The 16,908-nt window shown below is 61.3% G+C and carries 14 protein-coding genes; 10 read left to right on the top strand and 4 right to left on the bottom strand.

All coding sequences use genetic code 11. The annotated features are described in order from the left end of the window. The first annotated feature begins 26 nt into the window (after positions 1-26). Genes AC3WWR_RS17720 through AC3WWR_RS17695 form a run of 6 tightly spaced genes read left to right on the top strand, consistent with a single transcriptional unit; the run spans position 27 to position 6,746 of the window. Positions 27-752 (top strand): RDD family protein, encoded by a 726-nt coding sequence (locus AC3WWR_RS17720; protein ID WP_033045367.1) that lies wholly within the window; start codon positions 27-29, stop codon positions 750-752. Next, complete coding sequence (locus AC3WWR_RS17715; protein ID WP_033045371.1) at positions 749-1,726, top strand: stage II sporulation protein M; 978 nt, start codon at positions 749-751, stop codon at positions 1,724-1,726. Before AC3WWR_RS17720 ends, AC3WWR_RS17715 begins: the two co-directional genes overlap by 4 nt. Next, on the top strand, positions 1,713-3,260 hold the full coding sequence (locus AC3WWR_RS17710) for a DUF4129 domain-containing protein (RefSeq protein ID WP_033045368.1): 1,548 nt from the start codon (positions 1,713-1,715) through the stop codon (positions 3,258-3,260). Before AC3WWR_RS17715 ends, AC3WWR_RS17710 begins: the two co-directional genes overlap by 14 nt. After that, positions 3,257-4,420, top strand: a complete 1,164-nt coding sequence (locus AC3WWR_RS17705) for a DUF4350 domain-containing protein (protein ID WP_020797871.1) — start codon at positions 3,257-3,259, stop codon at positions 4,418-4,420. The genes AC3WWR_RS17710 and AC3WWR_RS17705 overlap by 4 nt, the downstream gene beginning before the upstream one ends. After that, positions 4,417-5,418 (top strand): AAA family ATPase, encoded by a 1,002-nt coding sequence (locus AC3WWR_RS17700; protein WP_020797870.1) that lies wholly within the window; start codon positions 4,417-4,419, stop codon positions 5,416-5,418. Before AC3WWR_RS17705 ends, AC3WWR_RS17700 begins: the two co-directional genes overlap by 4 nt. After that, complete coding sequence (locus AC3WWR_RS17695) at positions 5,415-6,746, top strand: DUF58 domain-containing protein (protein WP_033045369.1); 1,332 nt, start codon at positions 5,415-5,417, stop codon at positions 6,744-6,746. The genes AC3WWR_RS17700 and AC3WWR_RS17695 overlap by 4 nt, the downstream gene beginning before the upstream one ends. Positions 6,747-6,774: 28 nt before the next feature. On the opposite strand, the gene AC3WWR_RS17690 is transcribed toward AC3WWR_RS17695, so the two are convergent. Together AC3WWR_RS17690 and AC3WWR_RS17685 are read right to left on the bottom strand one after the other, a co-directional pair. Beyond that, positions 6,775-7,134, bottom strand: coding sequence for a PilZ domain-containing protein (locus AC3WWR_RS17690; RefSeq protein ID WP_020797868.1), 360 nt, complete (start codon positions 7,132-7,134; stop codon positions 6,775-6,777). A gap of 238 nt (positions 7,135-7,372) precedes the next feature. Further along, positions 7,373-7,747 (bottom strand): tetratricopeptide repeat protein, encoded by a 375-nt coding sequence (locus AC3WWR_RS17685; RefSeq protein WP_020797867.1) that lies wholly within the window; start codon positions 7,745-7,747, stop codon positions 7,373-7,375. 172 nt (positions 7,748-7,919) lie between these two features. On the opposite strand from AC3WWR_RS17685, the gene pyk reads away from it, so the two are divergent. Beyond that, positions 7,920-9,371 (top strand): pyruvate kinase, encoded by a 1,452-nt coding sequence (pyk, locus tag AC3WWR_RS17680; protein ID WP_020797866.1) that lies wholly within the window; start codon positions 7,920-7,922, stop codon positions 9,369-9,371. A gap of 179 nt (positions 9,372-9,550) precedes the next feature. On the opposite strand, the gene AC3WWR_RS17675 is transcribed toward pyk, so the two are convergent. Further along, positions 9,551-10,486 (bottom strand): iron-sulfur-binding ferredoxin reductase, encoded by a 936-nt coding sequence (locus tag AC3WWR_RS17675; RefSeq protein WP_020797865.1) that lies wholly within the window; start codon positions 10,484-10,486, stop codon positions 9,551-9,553. Further along, positions 10,479-11,585: a GGDEF domain-containing protein gene (locus AC3WWR_RS17670; RefSeq protein WP_033044972.1), complete on the bottom strand. Its 1,107-nt coding sequence runs from the start codon at positions 11,583-11,585 to the stop codon at positions 10,479-10,481. Before AC3WWR_RS17670 ends, AC3WWR_RS17675 begins: the two co-directional genes overlap by 8 nt. A gap of 394 nt (positions 11,586-11,979) precedes the next feature. On the opposite strand from AC3WWR_RS17670, the gene AC3WWR_RS17665 reads away from it, so the two are divergent. From AC3WWR_RS17665 to AC3WWR_RS17655, 3 genes are all read left to right on the top strand, one after another. Further along, entirely contained in the window at positions 11,980-13,503 is a 1,524-nt protein-coding gene (locus AC3WWR_RS17665) for a fumarate hydratase (RefSeq protein WP_008061943.1), read from the top strand. Positions 13,504-13,692: 189 nt separating this feature from the next. Continuing rightward, positions 13,693-15,468: a sensor histidine kinase gene (locus tag AC3WWR_RS17660; RefSeq protein WP_033044970.1), complete on the top strand. Its 1,776-nt coding sequence runs from the start codon at positions 13,693-13,695 to the stop codon at positions 15,466-15,468. Continuing rightward, on the top strand, positions 15,453-16,784 hold the full coding sequence (locus AC3WWR_RS17655; protein ID WP_033044968.1) for a sigma-54-dependent transcriptional regulator: 1,332 nt from the start codon (positions 15,453-15,455) through the stop codon (positions 16,782-16,784). Before AC3WWR_RS17660 ends, AC3WWR_RS17655 begins: the two co-directional genes overlap by 16 nt. Positions 16,785-16,908 lie beyond the last annotated feature (124 nt).

Here is a 16,908-nt window from a genome sequence, read left to right as displayed (position 1 = left end):
GATCAGGCCACACCATCAGGTTGCCCATGCTCGACACCACAGCACTGCCACGGAAAGCAACGCTGCCACCACCAGTGGACACGCGGTATCAGGTGGAAACGCCCGAAGGCATAGACTTGCCGCTGCGACCGGCCGGCTTGATGGTGCGCGCACTGGCGTTTTCCATCGACCTGGCGATACGCGGGTTGATCCTGGGCCTGATGTTCATTGCTTTGGCAATGCTCGGAAAACTCGGTGCGGGGCTGGGTTCGATCCTGCTCTTCGGCGTAAGCTGGTGGTACATGGTGCTGTTCGAAGTCTTCAACCAGGGGCGCTCACCGGGCAAACAATGGATGGGTCTTCGGGTCATACAGGACGATGGCACGCCTATCGACTGGTCCGCGTCACTGTTGCGCAACCTGCTGCGATTTGTCGACATGTTGCCGTTTGGCTACTTTCTCGGCGCTATCAGTTGCCTGCAACACCCCAATTTCAAGCGCCTCGGTGACCTGGCCGCCGGCACGCTGGTGGTCTACCGCGAGCAGCCGCTTACCCGTCCCCAACTCCCACCCTCGCAACCCCGTCGTCCTCCTTTTGCCCTGACACTGACCGAGCAACGTGCCATCCTCGGTTTTGCCGAACGCCAGGCCGGACTGTCCGATGCCAGGGTCAATGAGCTCGCCTCGATACTCGCGCGCCCCTTGCAGGTTCCGGCTTCCCGCGCCGTGGCCGAACTCAACGGCATTGCCCACGGTTTGTTGGGTCCGACATGAAACAAAGCCTTTTCGAACATCGACATATGGCTGAATGGGAGCAGTTCTCCCTCCTGCTGGACAGGCTGGAGCGGGACAGCAAAGCCAAAGGGGCCGACAATTTCCTGGCCGATTATCGGCGCATCTGCCAACACCTGGCGCTGGCCCGCGAGCGCGGTTACAGCAGTTTCCTGAATGACTCATTGCAGCAACAGGTGTTACGTGGGCATCAGCAGCTTTATCGACATCGCAGCCATTTTGGAGCCCATGCACTGGGTTTCATCCTGGCGGGCTTCCCCCGGCTGGTACGTGAACAATGGCGCTTCGTGCTCGCTGCCAGCCTGATGTTTTTCGGCAGCCTGATCGCAATGGCGGGGCTGGTTTATCTGTTTCCGGAACTGGTCTACAACCTGATTCCGGCCGATCAGGTCAGCGACATGCAAAGCATGTACGACCCCGATGCCGGTCACCTGGGACGCTCGATGGAGCGTGCAGCCAGTGAAGACTGGGCGATGTTCGGCTACTACATCATGCACAACATCGGGATCGCCTTTCAGACCTACGCCAGCGGATTGCTGTTCGGCCTGGGCAGCGCGTTCTTCCTGGTCTTCAACGGCTTGATGATCGGCGCGGTAGCCGGACACCTGACGCATATCGGCTACGGGCAAAGCTTCTGGTCATTCGTGGTCGGTCACGGTGCCCTTGAGTTGACGGCCATTGCCCTGGCGGGTGCCGCAGGCCTGCAACTGGGTTGGGCGTTGATTGCACCGGGACGCCTGCCCCGCGCCGAAGCCTTGCGCCTGGCGGCCCGCAAGAGCGTTCTGCTGATTTGCGGCGTCATGTTATTTCTGCTGATTGCGGCATTTATAGAAGCCTACTGGTCGTCGATGACGACACCGGCACCCCTGACCAAATACCTGGTCGGTGCGGCCCTCTGGGTGCTGGTGGCGATTTACTTGATATTCGCCGGACGGACGCATCATGCGCCTGAGTGACACCACCGTGGTCATTCGCCCAAGATCGACCTGGGAAGCCATGGACCTCGGCGTGCTGTTGAGCCAGCGCCACCGGTGCCTGCTGATGAGCAGTTGGGCGATTGTCACCTTGCCGGTTTTCGCGGTGCTCACCTGGTTGCTGTGGGATTCGCCGACCTTGGCCGTGTTCATCTTCTGGTGGCTGAAACCGGCGTTTGAACGCTTGCCCTTGTACATCCTTTCCAAAGCCATTTTTGCAGAAACGCCCACCCTCAAACAGGCGCTTTACCAGTGGCCACGGTTGCTCAAGCCACAACTGCTGGCCAGCCTGACCTGGCGACGCCTGAGCCTGAGTCGCAGCTTCACGCTGCCCGTGTTACAGCTCGAAGGCCTGAGCGGTGATGCGCGCCAACAGCGGTTGCAAGTGTTGTTGCAGCGTGACGCCAGCGCGGCACGCTGGCTGACCGTGATAGGTGCGCACCTGGAAGGCGCGTTATGGATCGGTTTGATGGTGCTGTTCTATCTGCTGTTGCCACAACAGGTCGCCCTCGACTGGAGCTGGCAGTCGCTGATCAGCGCCGCGACGCAGGACTGGCATTGGCTGGAACACCTGTCCAACGGCTTCTACGTCCTGGTGCTGGTGGTTTGGGAACCGATCTACGTGGCCGCAGGCTTCAGCCTGTACCTGAACCGACGCACCGCGCTCGAAGCCTGGGATATCGAGCTGGTGTTTCGCAGCCTGTCCCATCGTTTGAGCGGAGCAACCCTTGCCCTGTTGCTGGCGGCGACCTTGCTGCTGCCGATCACCCCCACTGCTTGGGCGTCCGAGTCGGCCATTGCGACGCCCGACAGTCCGCGCATGCTGCAGCAACCATTGACCAGCCAGGGGTCCAGGGACAGCATCAAGGCCATCCTCGACCAGCCTCCGTTCAAGAACAGGGAAACCGTCACCCGCTATCGATTCGGCGAAAACCAGGCCGCGGACCAAGGCGCGAATGAAGACCACACACCCCAATGGCTAAAGGCGCTGCTCCAGATGTTTGACAACCGAGACTTCGGCGCGTTGGCCACGCTGATCGAAGTTGTGCTGTGGGCAGCCGTGATCACCGCCATCGGGGGCTTGATCTGGTACTACCGTGAGGGGTTGCAGGCATTCGTCAGCCGTCGACCGCGTCCCGCTAAAAAAGCCCCCCACCCGCCTGCCCCTCAGGTATTTGGTCTTGACCTCAGCCGCGAGACCCTGCCCTGCGACATCGCTGCCAGTGCCGAAAGCCTCTGGCAGAACAATCCGCGTGCAGCGCTTGGCTTGCTCTATCGCGCCCTGCTCAGCCGCCTCTTGCACGATTTCGACATGCCACTCAAGGCCGCCGACACCGAAGGCCAGGTGCTTGAACGCATCGAACAACTACAGCACCCGGCCCTGCTGGCCTTCAGCAAAGACCTGACCGTGCACTGGCAAAACATGGCCTATGGACACCAATTGCCACCCGCGCATGTTCAGCGCGAACTGTGTAACGGCTGGCGTGGCGTATTTGACTCGGGAATCCCCCATTGAACCGGCGCGCCTGGCCATTCATCAGCACGATGACCGCTGTTCTGCTGGCCGTGTTGATGATTTATCTGTACCTGAAGGCAACGCCCTATCCGGTCGAAATCGACCATGGCCCGGCGCCTGAAGCCCTGGTCAACCCGTACCTGGCCGCCGAGTTTTTTTTGCGCAAGCAGGGCCTGAGTGTCAGCCATGCCAACAGCCTCGATATCCTGCCAACCCTGGCGCCGCAGCATCACAGCCTGTTGTTGCTAGGCGATCGCTACAACATGACGCCCAGGCAGATCGATCAGGTGCTGGACTGGGCCCAAGCCGGCGGGCGCCTGCTGTTCGTTGCCCAGTCGCTGTGGGATGAAAAGACCGGGCAAAGCAATGACCTGTTGCTGGATCGGGTGCAACTGCAACAGTCGCTGAGCAAAGACCTCAAGGACCCACCGCCCGACACCCCGGATGATCCCTACCCGCAACTGACCAAACTCTATCTGGAAGATGAAGACGCACCGGCCTACGCCGGCTTCGATACCACGTTCCATCTCGAAGACCCGAAAAACCTCGCCAAGGCCTGGGCCAACAGTGCCAAGGCAACCCATATGATGCAACTGAACCACGGGCTTGGCTCGATCATTGTGGTGACCGACGCCGACCTGTGGAAAACCCCGGCCATCGATCAATACGACAACGCCTGGCTGCTCTGGTACCTGACCGCCGATACCAGCGTGACCCTGCTGTTCAATACCGAGCACGACAGCCTGCTGACACTGCTGCTACGCCATTTCCCCCAGGCGTTGGTCGCCTTGGCCGCCCTGATCGGCCTGGGTTGCTGGCACTTCGGCGTGCGCCATGGGCCACTGCTGCAACCGCAAACCAAAGCTCGCCGCCAATTGCAGGAACACCTGCGCGCCAGCGCCGATTTCATGTTGCGACACAACGGCCAGGACAGCCTGTTGCAGGCCTTGCAGCAAGACATACTGCGCCGCGTGAGACATCGTCATCCTGGCTATGAACAACTCGATGTCGCCGAACAATGGCGGGTGCTCGCCCGTCTGAGCGGCCAGCCCGCAGACGCGATCAGCCAAGCCATGGGCCCGCGGTCGAAACAGCGGTTTTCCAGTGCTGAATTCAGCCGCCAGGTCGCCCACCTGCAAACCTTGAGGAATGCGTTATGAGTCAACCGATCGAGCCCGATGCAATCGACCACGCCATCCGGCAACGCCAGCGTGCCTGCCAGTTGGCCCAGGCGGTGCGCCATGAATTGCAAAAAGCCGTGATCGGCCAGGACACCGTCATCGACGACGTTCTCACCGCCCTGCTCGCTGGCGGCCACGTATTGCTCGAAGGCGTGCCGGGGCTGGGCAAGACGCTGTTGGTCAGGGCGCTGGCACGTTGTTTCGGCGGCGAATTCGCGCGTATCCAGTTCACGCCGGACCTGATGCCAAGCGATGTCACCGGGCATGCGGTGTACGACATGCAGACCGAGCAATTCAAGCTGCGCAAGGGACCGTTGTTCACCAACCTGTTGCTCGCCGACGAGATCAACCGGGCCCCGGCAAAAACCCAGGCCGCACTGCTCGAAGCCATGCAGGAACGCCAAGTGACCCTCGAAGGCCGCGCCCTGCCCATCGCGCAGCCATTCATGGTGCTCGCCACGCAAAACCCCATCGAACAGGAAGGCACTTACCCGTTGCCGGAAGCCGAACTCGATCGCTTCATGCTCAAGGTGCGCATGGACTACCCTGACGTGGAGCAGGAGTTGGACATGGTGCGCCAGGTCAGCCGCTCGACCCGGGCCGACATGCTCGATGTCCAACCGCTGCGCACGGTGCTGCAAGCCAGGGAGGTCCTGGCCTTGCAGCGCATTGCCAGCGATTTGCCGCTGGACGACCAGGTCCTCGACTACGCCGTACGCCTGGCTCGCACCACCCGCAGTTGGCCCGGCCTGACCCTCGGTGCCGGGCCTCGTGCATCCATTGCGCTGGTGCGCTGCGCAAGGGCGCGGGCGTTGTTGCGCGGTGGCGAGTTTGTGATCCCTGACGACATAAAAGGCTGCGCCCTGGCCGTTCTGCGCCATCGTGTGCGCATAGCGCCGGAACTGGATATCGAAGGGCTGGACGTCGATCAGGTGTTGCGGCAACTGCTCGACCAAGTACCGGCGCCACGGCTGTGAAACCCTCGCGCCTGCTACTGGCCTGGCTTGCGACCTTGCTGGGCATCGGTCTCATTCTGGGCACATTGCACGCATTGGACATCGCGGTTCCATCAACGCTGTTCTCGATCAACTGGGGCTTGCTCCTGGCTCTCTTGGCCCTGGCAATAATCGACGCCATCCGTCTCAACCGCCTGCCGTCGCCCCGGGTACAACGTCAACTGCCCGGCAGCCTGGCCCTCGGCCGTTGGAGTGTCGTGCGACTGCAGGTCGAGCACGATTTTCCCCTGCTACTGAACATCCAGGTCTACGACCACGTACCCGACGGCCTGAGCTTCGAAAACCTGCCGCTGTCGGTGGAACTTCAACCCGGCCAGCACAGCGACGTCGACTATCGCCTGCGCCCGCTCAAACGCGGCCACTTCAGCTTCGAGAACTGCGAAATCAGCCTGCCCAGCCCATTGGGGCTATGGCACGGCAAACGCCTGCTGAGCGTGATTGACAGCACCCGCGTCTATCCCGACTTCGCCCGACTCTACGGCGGCCAACTGTTGGCGGTGGACAACTGGCTCAGCCAACTCGGTGTTCGCCAGCGCCAACGACGTGGCCTGGGCCTGGAGTTTCATCAGCTAAGGGAATTTCGCGAAGGCGACAGCCTGCGCCAGATCGACTGGAAAGCCACTGCCCGCCAACGCACACCCATTGCCCGGGAGTACCAGGACGAGCGTGACCAACAGATCATCTTCATGCTCGATTGCGGTCGACGCATGCGCAGCCAGGACGGCGAGCTGGCGCATTTCGATCATGCGCTCAATGCCTGCCTGTTGTTGAGCTACGTCGCGCTGCGCCAAGGGGATGCGGTAGGCCTCTGCACCTTTGCCAGTGATCATCCGCGCTTCCTCGCCCCGGTGAAAGGCGCTGGCCAGCTCAACGTGGTGCTCAACTCGGTCTACGATCTGAACAGCACTCAACGTAGCGCCGATTATCAAGCCGCTGCCAGCCAACTGCTGTCCCGGCAGAAACGGCGGGCGCTGGTGCTGCTGGTCACCAACCTGCGCGATGAAGACGATGATGAACTGCTGACTGCCGTCAAGCGCTTGAGCAAGCAGCACCAGGTGTTGGTCGCAAGCTTGCGTGAGAGCGTCCTGGATACGACGCGACTATTGCCGGTGCAAACTTTGTCAGAGGCGTTGGCCTATTGCGGGACGGTCGAATACCTGAATTCGCGCGCAGCACTCCGTGAGCGCTTGATCGCCCACGGAGTACCGGTAGTGGATGGGCAACCCGAGGCGTTGGGCCCCGAGTTGGTCACCCGGTACTTGAGCTGGAAAAAAGCAGGGACGATTTAACAACGCTCCAAGCGCAACCCATGCGGCATCAGGCAGACGCCGGCAACGGCTGAAAACTGAAGTACTGCCTCAATGCCTCCACCAGTTGCCCATACTCCGGGGGTGCCCGTTGCAGGCTGAACCCGGCGTCATAGTAGTGAGGAGTTGCGTCTTCATGACACCACAGGCAACACGCCCGCAGATCGATGACCTGCATGCACCCGCCGCTCGCGGGGATTTTCAGGCGCAAATCGAAATCCACGCCGATCATCATCGGCAACTGACTGATAAGCATCAGCCCGTCTTCGGAGACGTTGCCGAGATAGCCAATCGGCTTGTCGGTAATGCGGTTGAACACTTTCAGAAAATACGGCAGTTGATGCCGCTCGATCCGGCGGTCAGTGAACATGCTGAATTCGCTTTGCCAGGCCCTTAAGCAGGGCCGCACTAATGCTTCGGAACGGGCCGGCCTGATAGACAGGCGATGGGCGCGCTCTCCCCGATCCTGGTGCGACAGTCCATGAACCGCTGCCGCTTACTCCTGCCGATCACAGGTGTTACGTCGGTTTGCAGACAAGGCTCCAAACCGATCTATTCGACTATAGCTCACCGTCGCCGGCGAGCCAGCCACCAGATGAGAAACGTAATCAGAAGCGGGTTGGACGTACCGTCGCCGAACTTCGCAGCGGGTAGTGATTGAGTGCTTGCAAGGTTTCCAGGCGAGCCTGGGCGCGATACGCGTATTCGCTTTGCGGATACGAAGCAATGATGAACTGGTAGGTTTGCGCCGCATCGACAAACAGTTTTTGCCGTTCCAGGCACAAACCGCGCAACATTGACACTTCTGGCCACACATAAGGCCGCGCCCGGCTGGCGCGTTCAACTTTGGAAAGCTCGAGCGTCACTTGCTCGCAATTACCACGGTCATAGGCGCTATAGGCAAGGTTCAAATGGTGGTTCATCGACCAACGGGTGCAGCCCACGACACTGAGGGCAAGGACGGCTATGAGCACGAATCGCATGGGAGTTCTCCTGACTTGAGCTCTGTATCGACCCGTGGACGAAAATCTTCAGGTGGCAGGTCAGCAAAAGTGTTCATTCAAAGAATCAAACGAATAAGTAGTGCACATGAACAATGACTACACCCCAAGAGCATAGTAGCCTCACTCAGCGCTTGAACTCAGGAGTCTTTGCATGTCCGTCCGTCGTACCAAAATCGTCGCCACCCTTGGCCCGGCCAGTAACTCGCCGGAAGTTCTCGAACAGCTGATCCTGGCTGGCCTGGACGTAGCCCGCCTGAACTTCTCCCACGGCACCCCCGACGAGCACAAGGCTCGCGCGAAGCTGGTGCGTGACCTCGCTGCCAAGCACGGCCGCTTCGTTGCCCTGCTGGGTGACCTGCAAGGCCCGAAAATCCGTATCGCCAAATTCGCCAACAAGAAGATCGAGCTGAAGATCGGTGATCAATTCACCTTCTCCACCAGCCATCCCCTGACCGAAGGCAACCAGCAAGTGGTCGGCATCGACTACCCGGACCTGGTCAAGGACTGCGGTGTAGGTGACGAGCTGCTGCTCGACGACGGCCGCGTGGTGATGCGCGTCGACACCGCCACCGCTACCGAATTGAACTGCACCGTGACCATCGGCGGCCCGCTGTCAGACCATAAAGGCATCAACCGTCGCGGTGGTGGCCTGACGGCACCGGCCCTGACCGAGAAAGACAAGGCAGACATCAAGCTCGCTGCCGAAATGCAGGTCGACTACCTCGCCGTGTCCTTCCCGCGCGACGCCGCCGACATGGAATACGCCCGTCAACTGCGCGACGAAGCCGGCGGTACCGCCTGGCTGGTGGCGAAGATCGAACGTGCCGAAGCCGTAGCCGACGACGAAACCCTCGACGGCCTGATCAATGCCTCCGACGCCGTAATGGTGGCCCGTGGTGACCTGGGCGTGGAAATCGGCGACGCCGAACTGGTGGGCATCCAGAAGAAAATCATTCTGCACGCGCGCCGCCACAACAAGGCCGTGATCGTGGCGACCCAGATGATGGAGTCGATGATCCAGAACCCGATGCCGACCCGCGCCGAAGTGTCCGACGTAGCCAACGCCGTGCTCGACTACACCGACGCCGTGATGCTCTCGGCCGAAAGTGCCGCCGGCCTGTACCCGCTGGAAGCTGTGCAAGCAATGGCGCGAATCTGCGTTGGCGCTGAAAAGCACCCAACCAGCAAGACCTCCAGCCACCGCATTGGCAAGGAGTTCCAGCGCTGCGACGAGAGCATCGCCCTGGCCACCATGTACACCGCCAACCACTTCCCGGGCGTGAAGGCGATCATCGCCCTGACCGAAAGTGGCTACACCCCGCTGATCATGTCGCGCATCCGTTCCTCGGTGCCGATCTATGCGTTCACTCCACACCGTGAAGCCCAGGCGCGCGCGGCGCTGTTCCGTGGCGTGTACACCATTCCATTCGATCCGGCTTCGCTGGCACCGAACGAAGTCAGCCAGAAGGCGATCGACGAACTGGTCAAGCGCGGCGTCGTACAGAAAGGCGACTGGGTCATCCTGACCAAGGGCGACAGCTACCACACCACCGGTGGCACCAACGGCATGAAGATCCTGCACGTTGGCGATCCGATGGTCTGAGTGACCGCTCGCTGAAAAACGAAAGCCCTGCCATGTGAATGGCGGGGCTTTTTTGTTTTGAAGATTAAAAGATCGCAGCCTGCGGCAGCTCCTACAGGGAACGCATTCCATTGTAGGAGCTGCCGCAGGCTGCGATCTTTTTTGGGTTCAATGCCGCCATTGCCTTGAGCTGTATCATCTCAACCACGGGGCAGGAACACGTCGGCCAGCAGTTGATTACGCGGCAGTCCTGCCAGGTACAGGCGCCGGGCGAAGGCGTCAACGCTATCGGGGGCTCCACAGACCAAGGCGAGGGTTTGCCGAGAGACAAGGCGCATTTGCGCCAATGCCGCTGGCAACCCGGCTGGGGTCCAGAGCTCGATACTGAGGTTCGGACGACTGGCTGCCATGGCTTGCAGGGGTTTGGCCAGATAATGCTCATTGGCATCATGGGCCAGGTGAATCACACGGATGGCACCCTGATGATCCTGACGCAATGCTTCGCGCAACACGCCAAACAATGGTCCCAGGCCGGTGCCGGCGGCCATTAGCCACAACGGCCGGGCATGCCAGTCCGGGTCGTAATGCAATGCCCCGCCCCGCAACTCGCCGAGGCGGACTGGATCGCCAATGCTCAGCTGACGCGCCGCGTCACTGAATTCACCTGGCAGGCGGCAATCGAGGTGGAACTCCAGGAAGCGGTCTTCCTCCGGCAGGCTGGCGAGGGAATACGGCCGCGCCACATTACCGGCCCACAACACCAGATGCTGACCTGCGCTATAGCGCAATGGACGCTGCGGGGTGAGGCGCAAGCGCAATACGCTGGCGCTCAACCAATCGACGGCCGCGACTTCGGCCGGGCTGCCATCCTGCTGCGGGTCGAAGGTGTGCACTTGCAAATCCTCGACCACCTGGCACTGGCATGCCAGCCGCCAGCCTTGCTGGCGCTGCTGCGCACTCAAGGCATCGGGCCGGCTGTCGCTCGGCAGCCCTTGCACGCATTGCACCAGGCACGCATGGCAACTGCCGGCACGACAGCTGTAAGGCACCGACACGCCGTTCTGATTCAGGGCATCAAGCAGATTACTGCCAACTGGCACCGACCATTGGCGGTCACCGACGCGCAACTCAGGCATCGACGTTTTCCCATGCTGCAGCGCAACGGTTGCGGCCGTCACGTTTGGCCCGATAAAGCGCCTGGTCAGCCCGCTGCAAGGCCTCGTCAAGATCATCACCCGGTAACAGCAGGGTCATGCCGGCGGACAGGCTGAGACTGCCGACTTTCAAGCCGATCAGCTCGACATCGATAAAGGCGAGGCGCAGCCGCTCGCAACAAGCGGTCAATCGACCGGCATCGCAATCAGGCAGCAACACCACAAACTCTTCTCCGCCGTAGCGCGCCAGGACATCACCGTCGCGCAGGCAGGCCGACGCCACGCCGGCAAATGCCTGCAATACCTGATCGCCAGCCGCATGGCCGTGAATATCGTTGATGCGCTTGAAGTGATCGAGGTCGATCAGCGCCAGGCCATGCACGACGCTGGCGTCCATGGCCTTGAGTTCGCGTGAAGCCAGGCGCAGGAAATGCCGGCGATTGAACAGTCCGGTCAACTCGTCGGTAGCGACCAGGTCCTCGAGCTGGCGCATCATCCCGCGCAACGTGTCCTGGTGCGCCTGCAAGGCGAAGCGGCGTTGACGCATGCGCAGGCGGGAGGCCTGGACGTAACGGGCGTACAGTTCAAGCCAGACCAGCACGATGAACAGTACGCATACCTGCAATGCGGCCAGCGCCGGGTCGGCCAGCTGGAAGTGGTAGCCCTCCCACAGCATGATCGCGCTGAAACTGAAAAAGACCAGCAACGCACAGCGCGCAAATGCACGGCGCGACAGATGAAACAGCCCGAACAACAGAATCAGCACGTAGAACACCAGAAACGCGCCACGAGCCTCATCCAGATTGGCAATCAGCCAGGTTTGCCAACCCAGCCCCAGCAGCACCTGCGTCTCGGTCAGGCTGGGGTCGGAAAAACGCAGGTTGCAGCCGCTGTAAAACACTACGAACAACGCCGCCTGGCTGATGACCACCAGCCCACTGCCGACGGCGACGTTGGCCAGCGACTCATCGTAGTGGCCGGTAAAAAACGCCAGCCACAGCAGTAGCAGGGCCAGGGCGTAGGTGCCGGCTGCGAGGGAAAAACGTTTGAGCAACAGGCGCTGGATGGCGTTATGGGTCAATCGTTGACTCACCCTATGAAAGGAGACTGACAGAGCGTCCTACTCTACAGACCGAATGTCACTTTAGTGGTGCGGCCGATAAATAACCATTCAATTTTCGGGTGACACAATTTCACTGTGAGCTGCCGCAGGCTGCGATCTTTTGATCTTGATCTTAAAAACAAAATCAAAAGATCGCAGCCTTCGACAGCTCCTACGGGGATCGGGCACGACAATCAGACCAAGGTTTGACCGCCGGCGCGTGTACCTGCCTTTGATGCGCGGTATACTGCCGCGCCTTTTTAGCGTCGCGCCAGCATGCCCGGCGTGCCTTGAAAGGTGCTTGCAACCGACCGAAGTACCCAAGCTGCAAGCACCTTATTGAATGTTCCCGTCTTTTAGAGGAGCGCGACTCATGACCGTGATCAAGCAAGACGACCTGATTCAGAGCGTTGCCGACGCCCTGCAGTTCATTTCCTATTACCACCCCGTGGATTTCATCCAGGCGATGCACGAAGCCTACCTGCGCGAAGAATCGCCAGCGGCCCGTGACTCCATGGCGCAGATCCTGATCAACTCGCGGATGTGCGCCACCGGCCACCGCCCGATCTGCCAGGACACCGGCATCGTCACCGTTTTCGTTCGCGTAGGCATGGACGTACGTTGGGATGGCGCCACCATGGGCCTGGACGACATGATCAACGAAGGCGTGCGCCGGGCTTACAACCTGCCGGAAAACGTCCTGCGCGCCTCGATCCTCGCCGACCCGGCGGGCGCTCGTAAAAACACCAAGGACAACACCCCGGCCGTCATCCACTACTCCATCGTTCCGGGTAACACCGTGGAAGTGGACGTGGCAGCCAAGGGTGGCGGTTCCGAGAACAAGTCGAAAATGGCCATGCTCAACCCGTCCGACTCGATCGTCGACTGGGTGCTCAAGACCGTTCCGACCATGGGTGCCGGCTGGTGCCCACCGGGCATGCTCGGCATCGGCATCGGCGGCACCGCCGAGAAAGCCGCGGTGATGGCCAAGGAAGTGTTGATGGAGTCCATCGACATTCACGAGCTTAAGGCCCGCGGCCCGCAGAACCGCATCGAAGAAATGCGCCTGGAGCTGTTCGAGAAGGTCAACCAGCTGGGCATCGGCGCCCAGGGCCTCGGCGGCCTGACCACCGTGCTCGACGTGAAGATCATGGATTACCCGACCCACGCCGCCTCGTTGCCGGTGTGCATGATCCCGAACTGCGCCGCTACCCGTCACGCGCACTTCGTGCTCGACGGTTCTGGCCCGGCATCCCTGGAAGCACCACCTTTGGACGCCTACCCGGAAATCGTCTGGGAAGCGGGTCCGTCGGCCCGTCGCGTCAACCTCGACACCCTGACCCCGGAAGAAGTGCAGAGCTGGAAGCCGGGCGAAACCGTCCTGCTCAACGGCAAGATGCTTACCGGTCGCGACGCTGCGCACAAGCGCATGGTCGAGATGCTGAACAAGGGTGAAACCCTGCCGGTGGACCTGAAGGGTCGCTTCATCTATTACGTCGGCCCGGTCGATCCGGTGCGCGAAGAAGTGGTAGGCCCGGCTGGCCCGACCACCGCCACGCGCATGGACAAGTTCACCCGTCAGATCCTCGAGCAAACCGGCCTGCTGGGCATGATCGGCAAATCCGAGCGCGGCCCGACCGCAATCGACGCGATCAAGGACCACAAGGCCGTTTACCTGATGGCAGTGGGCGGCGCGGCTTACCTGGTGGCGCAAGCGATCAAGAAATCCCGCGTGGTGGCATTCGCCGAACTGGGCATGGAAGCGATCTACGAGTTCGACGTGAAAGACATGCCAGTGACTGTCGCAGTCGACAGCAAGGGCGAGTCGGTACACATCACCGGTCCTGCCATCTGGCAGCAAAAGATCAGTGAAAGCCTGGCGGTGGAAGTGCAGTAAGCTGCACTGAAACCCCAACAAACCGGCCGGTCGGCAACGACCCGCCGGTTTTTTTTGGCTGGTAACAAACTGAAACGCCTGGGATCGACCATCAAGGTAAAACCAGCGCCAGCGCATGGGTACCGGCGAGAGATGACTGCCCTCCACATGGTATTGTGCTCCCCCTCATTTTTTCCTGTTGTCCACTGCATGCCGCTGACTTCCCGATCCCTGCGCCTGGCGCTGTACACCGTGCTGATCATCGCCGGTGCCGCCATTGCTGCCACCCTGGCCATGCGCCACACCGTGCGCCAGTCCCTGGTTGAAGATGCGGCCCGTGCCAATCAGCAATTGGCGCTGTATGCCACATCCCTGCACACCCTGATCGAACGCTACCGCGCCCTGCCCTCGGTGCTGGCGCTGGACCCGCAGCTGCGTGACGCGCTCAAAGGCCCGGTCAACCCAGAGCAACAGGACGTGCTGAACCGCAAGCTGGAAAAGATCAATGGCGCCGCCGAGTCCTCGACCCTGGAACTGCTCGATCGCACCGGTCTCGCCGTGGCAGCAAGCAACTGGCGCTTGCCCAGCAGTTACGTCGGCCACAATTATGGCTTTCGCCCTTACTTCAACCAGACCCGCACCCAGGGCACCGGGCGTTTTTATGCCGTGGGGGTGACCAGCGGGATACCGGGCTACTTCTTGTCCAGTGCCGTGACCAACGACGACGGGCAGTTTCTCGGAGCCATGGTAGTGAAGCTCGAATTTCCCGAGCTGGAACGCGAATGGCGCCAGGGCAGCGACACGCTGCTGGTCAGCGATGCGCGCGGCATCATCTTCATCGCCAATCAGCCGGGTTGGCGCTATCGCCAATTGAAACCGTTGAGCGACAGCGACCTTGCCGAGCTCAAGGCCACCCGCCAATACGACAAGCAGCCGCTGACGCGGCTCGACTATCAATCGTTGCGCCGCTTCGACGACAACAGCGAACTGGCGCGGGTCGACGGTCCGGACGGCAAGACGGATTACCTGTGGGAATCCCTGCCGCTGGCCGCCGAGGGCTGGACGCTGCACCTGCTGCGTCGTCCGCAAGTAGCATTCGAAGACAGTCGCAACGCCGCCCTCGCCGCAGCCGGCCTGTGGCTGACACTGGTGTTTCTGCTGCTGTTCCTCAATCAGCGCTGGCGCCTGGCAAAAATGCGCCAGCGTAGTCGCGAAGAGCTTGAACAGCTGGTGGAAGAGCGCACCCGCGACCTGCGCACCGCCCAGGAGGGTCTGGTGCAATCGGCCAAACTCGCGGCCCTCGGCCAGATGTCGGCGGCGCTGGCCCATGAAATCAATCAACCACTGACCGCCCAGCGCATGCAGCTGGCCACGCTGCGACTGTTGCTTGACCACGGCCGGGTCGACGACGCCTACAAGGCTCTCAAGCCGGTGGATGACATGCTGACGCGCATGGCCGCCCTCACCGGCCACCTGAAAACCTTCGCCCGCAAAAGCCCCAGCGGTTTGCGCGAACGCCTGGACCTGGCAGCGGTGGTGGACCAATCGCTTGAGCTGCTCGACACTCGCCTGCGCGACGAACAGGTCAGCACCGTGCTGCACCTGGCGCGCCCGGCATGGGTGCGCGGCGACGCAATTCGCCTGGAGCAAGTGTTGATCAATCTGCTACGCAACGCTCTGGATGCGATGCAGGACAAACCCTGCAAACGCCTGGAAATCCGCCTGGAAGCCGACGAACAACTGTGGCGCCTGAGCGTCATCGACAACGGCGGCGGCATCGCCGAAGAAAACCTGTCGAAGGTCTTCGATCCCTTTTTCACCACCAAACCGGTGGGTGATGGCCTGGGCATCGGTCTGGCCGTATCCTTTGCCATCGTTCACGAATCGGGCGGACGCCTGAGCGCCGATAATCACGACAACGGCGCGGTGTTCACACTCACCTTGCCCATCGATCCGGAGGCTCCTGGCACATGCTCAATTCAGTGATGGTGGTCGACGACGAAAGCAGCATCCGCAGCGCCGTCGAGCAGTGGTTGGGCCTGTCGGGTTTCCAGGTGCAACTGTTCAGCCGCGCCGACGAATGCCTGGCGCAACTGCCCGCGCATTACCCCGGCGTGATCCTCAGCGACGTGCGCATGCCCGGCATGTCCGGGCTGGAACTGCTGGCTGAAGTCCAGCGCCGCGATGCCGACTTGCCGGTGATTCTGCTGACCGGCCATGGCGACGTGCCGATGGCTGTCGATGCGATGCGCGATGGCGCTTACGACTTCCTGGAAAAACCCTTCAGCCCGCAAACCCTGCTTGGCAGCCTGCACCGTGCGCTGGACAAGCGCCGGCTGGTGCTGGAAAACCGCGCCTTGCACGAGCAGGCCGACAACCGCGCCAAACTCGACGCGACGCTGCTGGGTGTGTCCCGTGGCTTGCAGACGCTACGTCGCCAGGTTCTGGATTTGGCGGCGTTGCCGGTCAACGTATTGATCCGCGGTGAAACCGGTAGCGGCAAAGAACTGGTTGCTCGCTGCCTGCACGATTTCGGGCCGCGCGCCGATAAACCCTTCGTCGCCTTGAATTGTGCGGCCATTCCCGAACAGCTGTTCGAGGCCGAGCTGTTCGGTCACGAAAGCGGCGCGTTCACCGGTGCCCAGGGCAAGCGCATCGGCAAACTCGAATACGCCGATGGCGGCACGTTGTTTCTCGATGAAATCGAAAGCATGCCCCTGGCCCAGCAAGTGAAATTGCTGCGGGTGCTACAGGAGCAGAAGCTTGAGCGCTTGGGCTCGAACCAGAGTATTCGAGTGGATTTGCGCATCATCGCCGCAACCAAGCCGGACTTGCTCGACGAAGCACGGGCCGGACGTTTCCGCGAGGACCTGGCTTACCGTTTGAACGTCGCCGAATTGCGCCTGCCACCGCTGCGTGACCGTCGCGAAGACATTCCGTTGTTGTACGAGGCCTTTGCCCAAAGTGCTGCAGAGCGACTGGGGCGAACCTTTGCGCCGTTGAGCGGGCCCCAGTTGAGCCATCTGTTGAGTCACGACTGGCCAGGCAATGTGCGCGAACTGGCAAACGTAGCCGAGCGCCAGGTGTTGGGGCTTGGCGAGCCTGTGCCGGCGGGCATCGAGCCGGGACAGTCACTGGCAGCGCAGCAGGAAGCGTTTGAAGCGCAGTGCCTGCGCGCAGCATTGACCCGGCACAAGGGTGATGTGAAGGCGGTGCTTGAAGAACTGCAGCTGCCGCGCCGGACGTTCAATGAAAAGATGCAGCGGCATGGGCTTAACCGAGAGATGTTTCTCGGTGAATGATCGTTCCCACGCTCTGCGTGGGAATGCCTCGACGGACGCTCCGCGTTCGGGTTTTGGGACGCAGAGCGTCCCTGGCTGCATTCCCACGCGGAGCATGGGAACGATCAAAGCGTTAAGCGGTTTT

It is taken from the genome of Pseudomonas sp. EB271-G4-1 (assembly GCF_058791355.1).
Note: the sequence above shows the minus strand (reverse complement) of the source record. Positions and strands in the feature narration are given on the sequence as shown.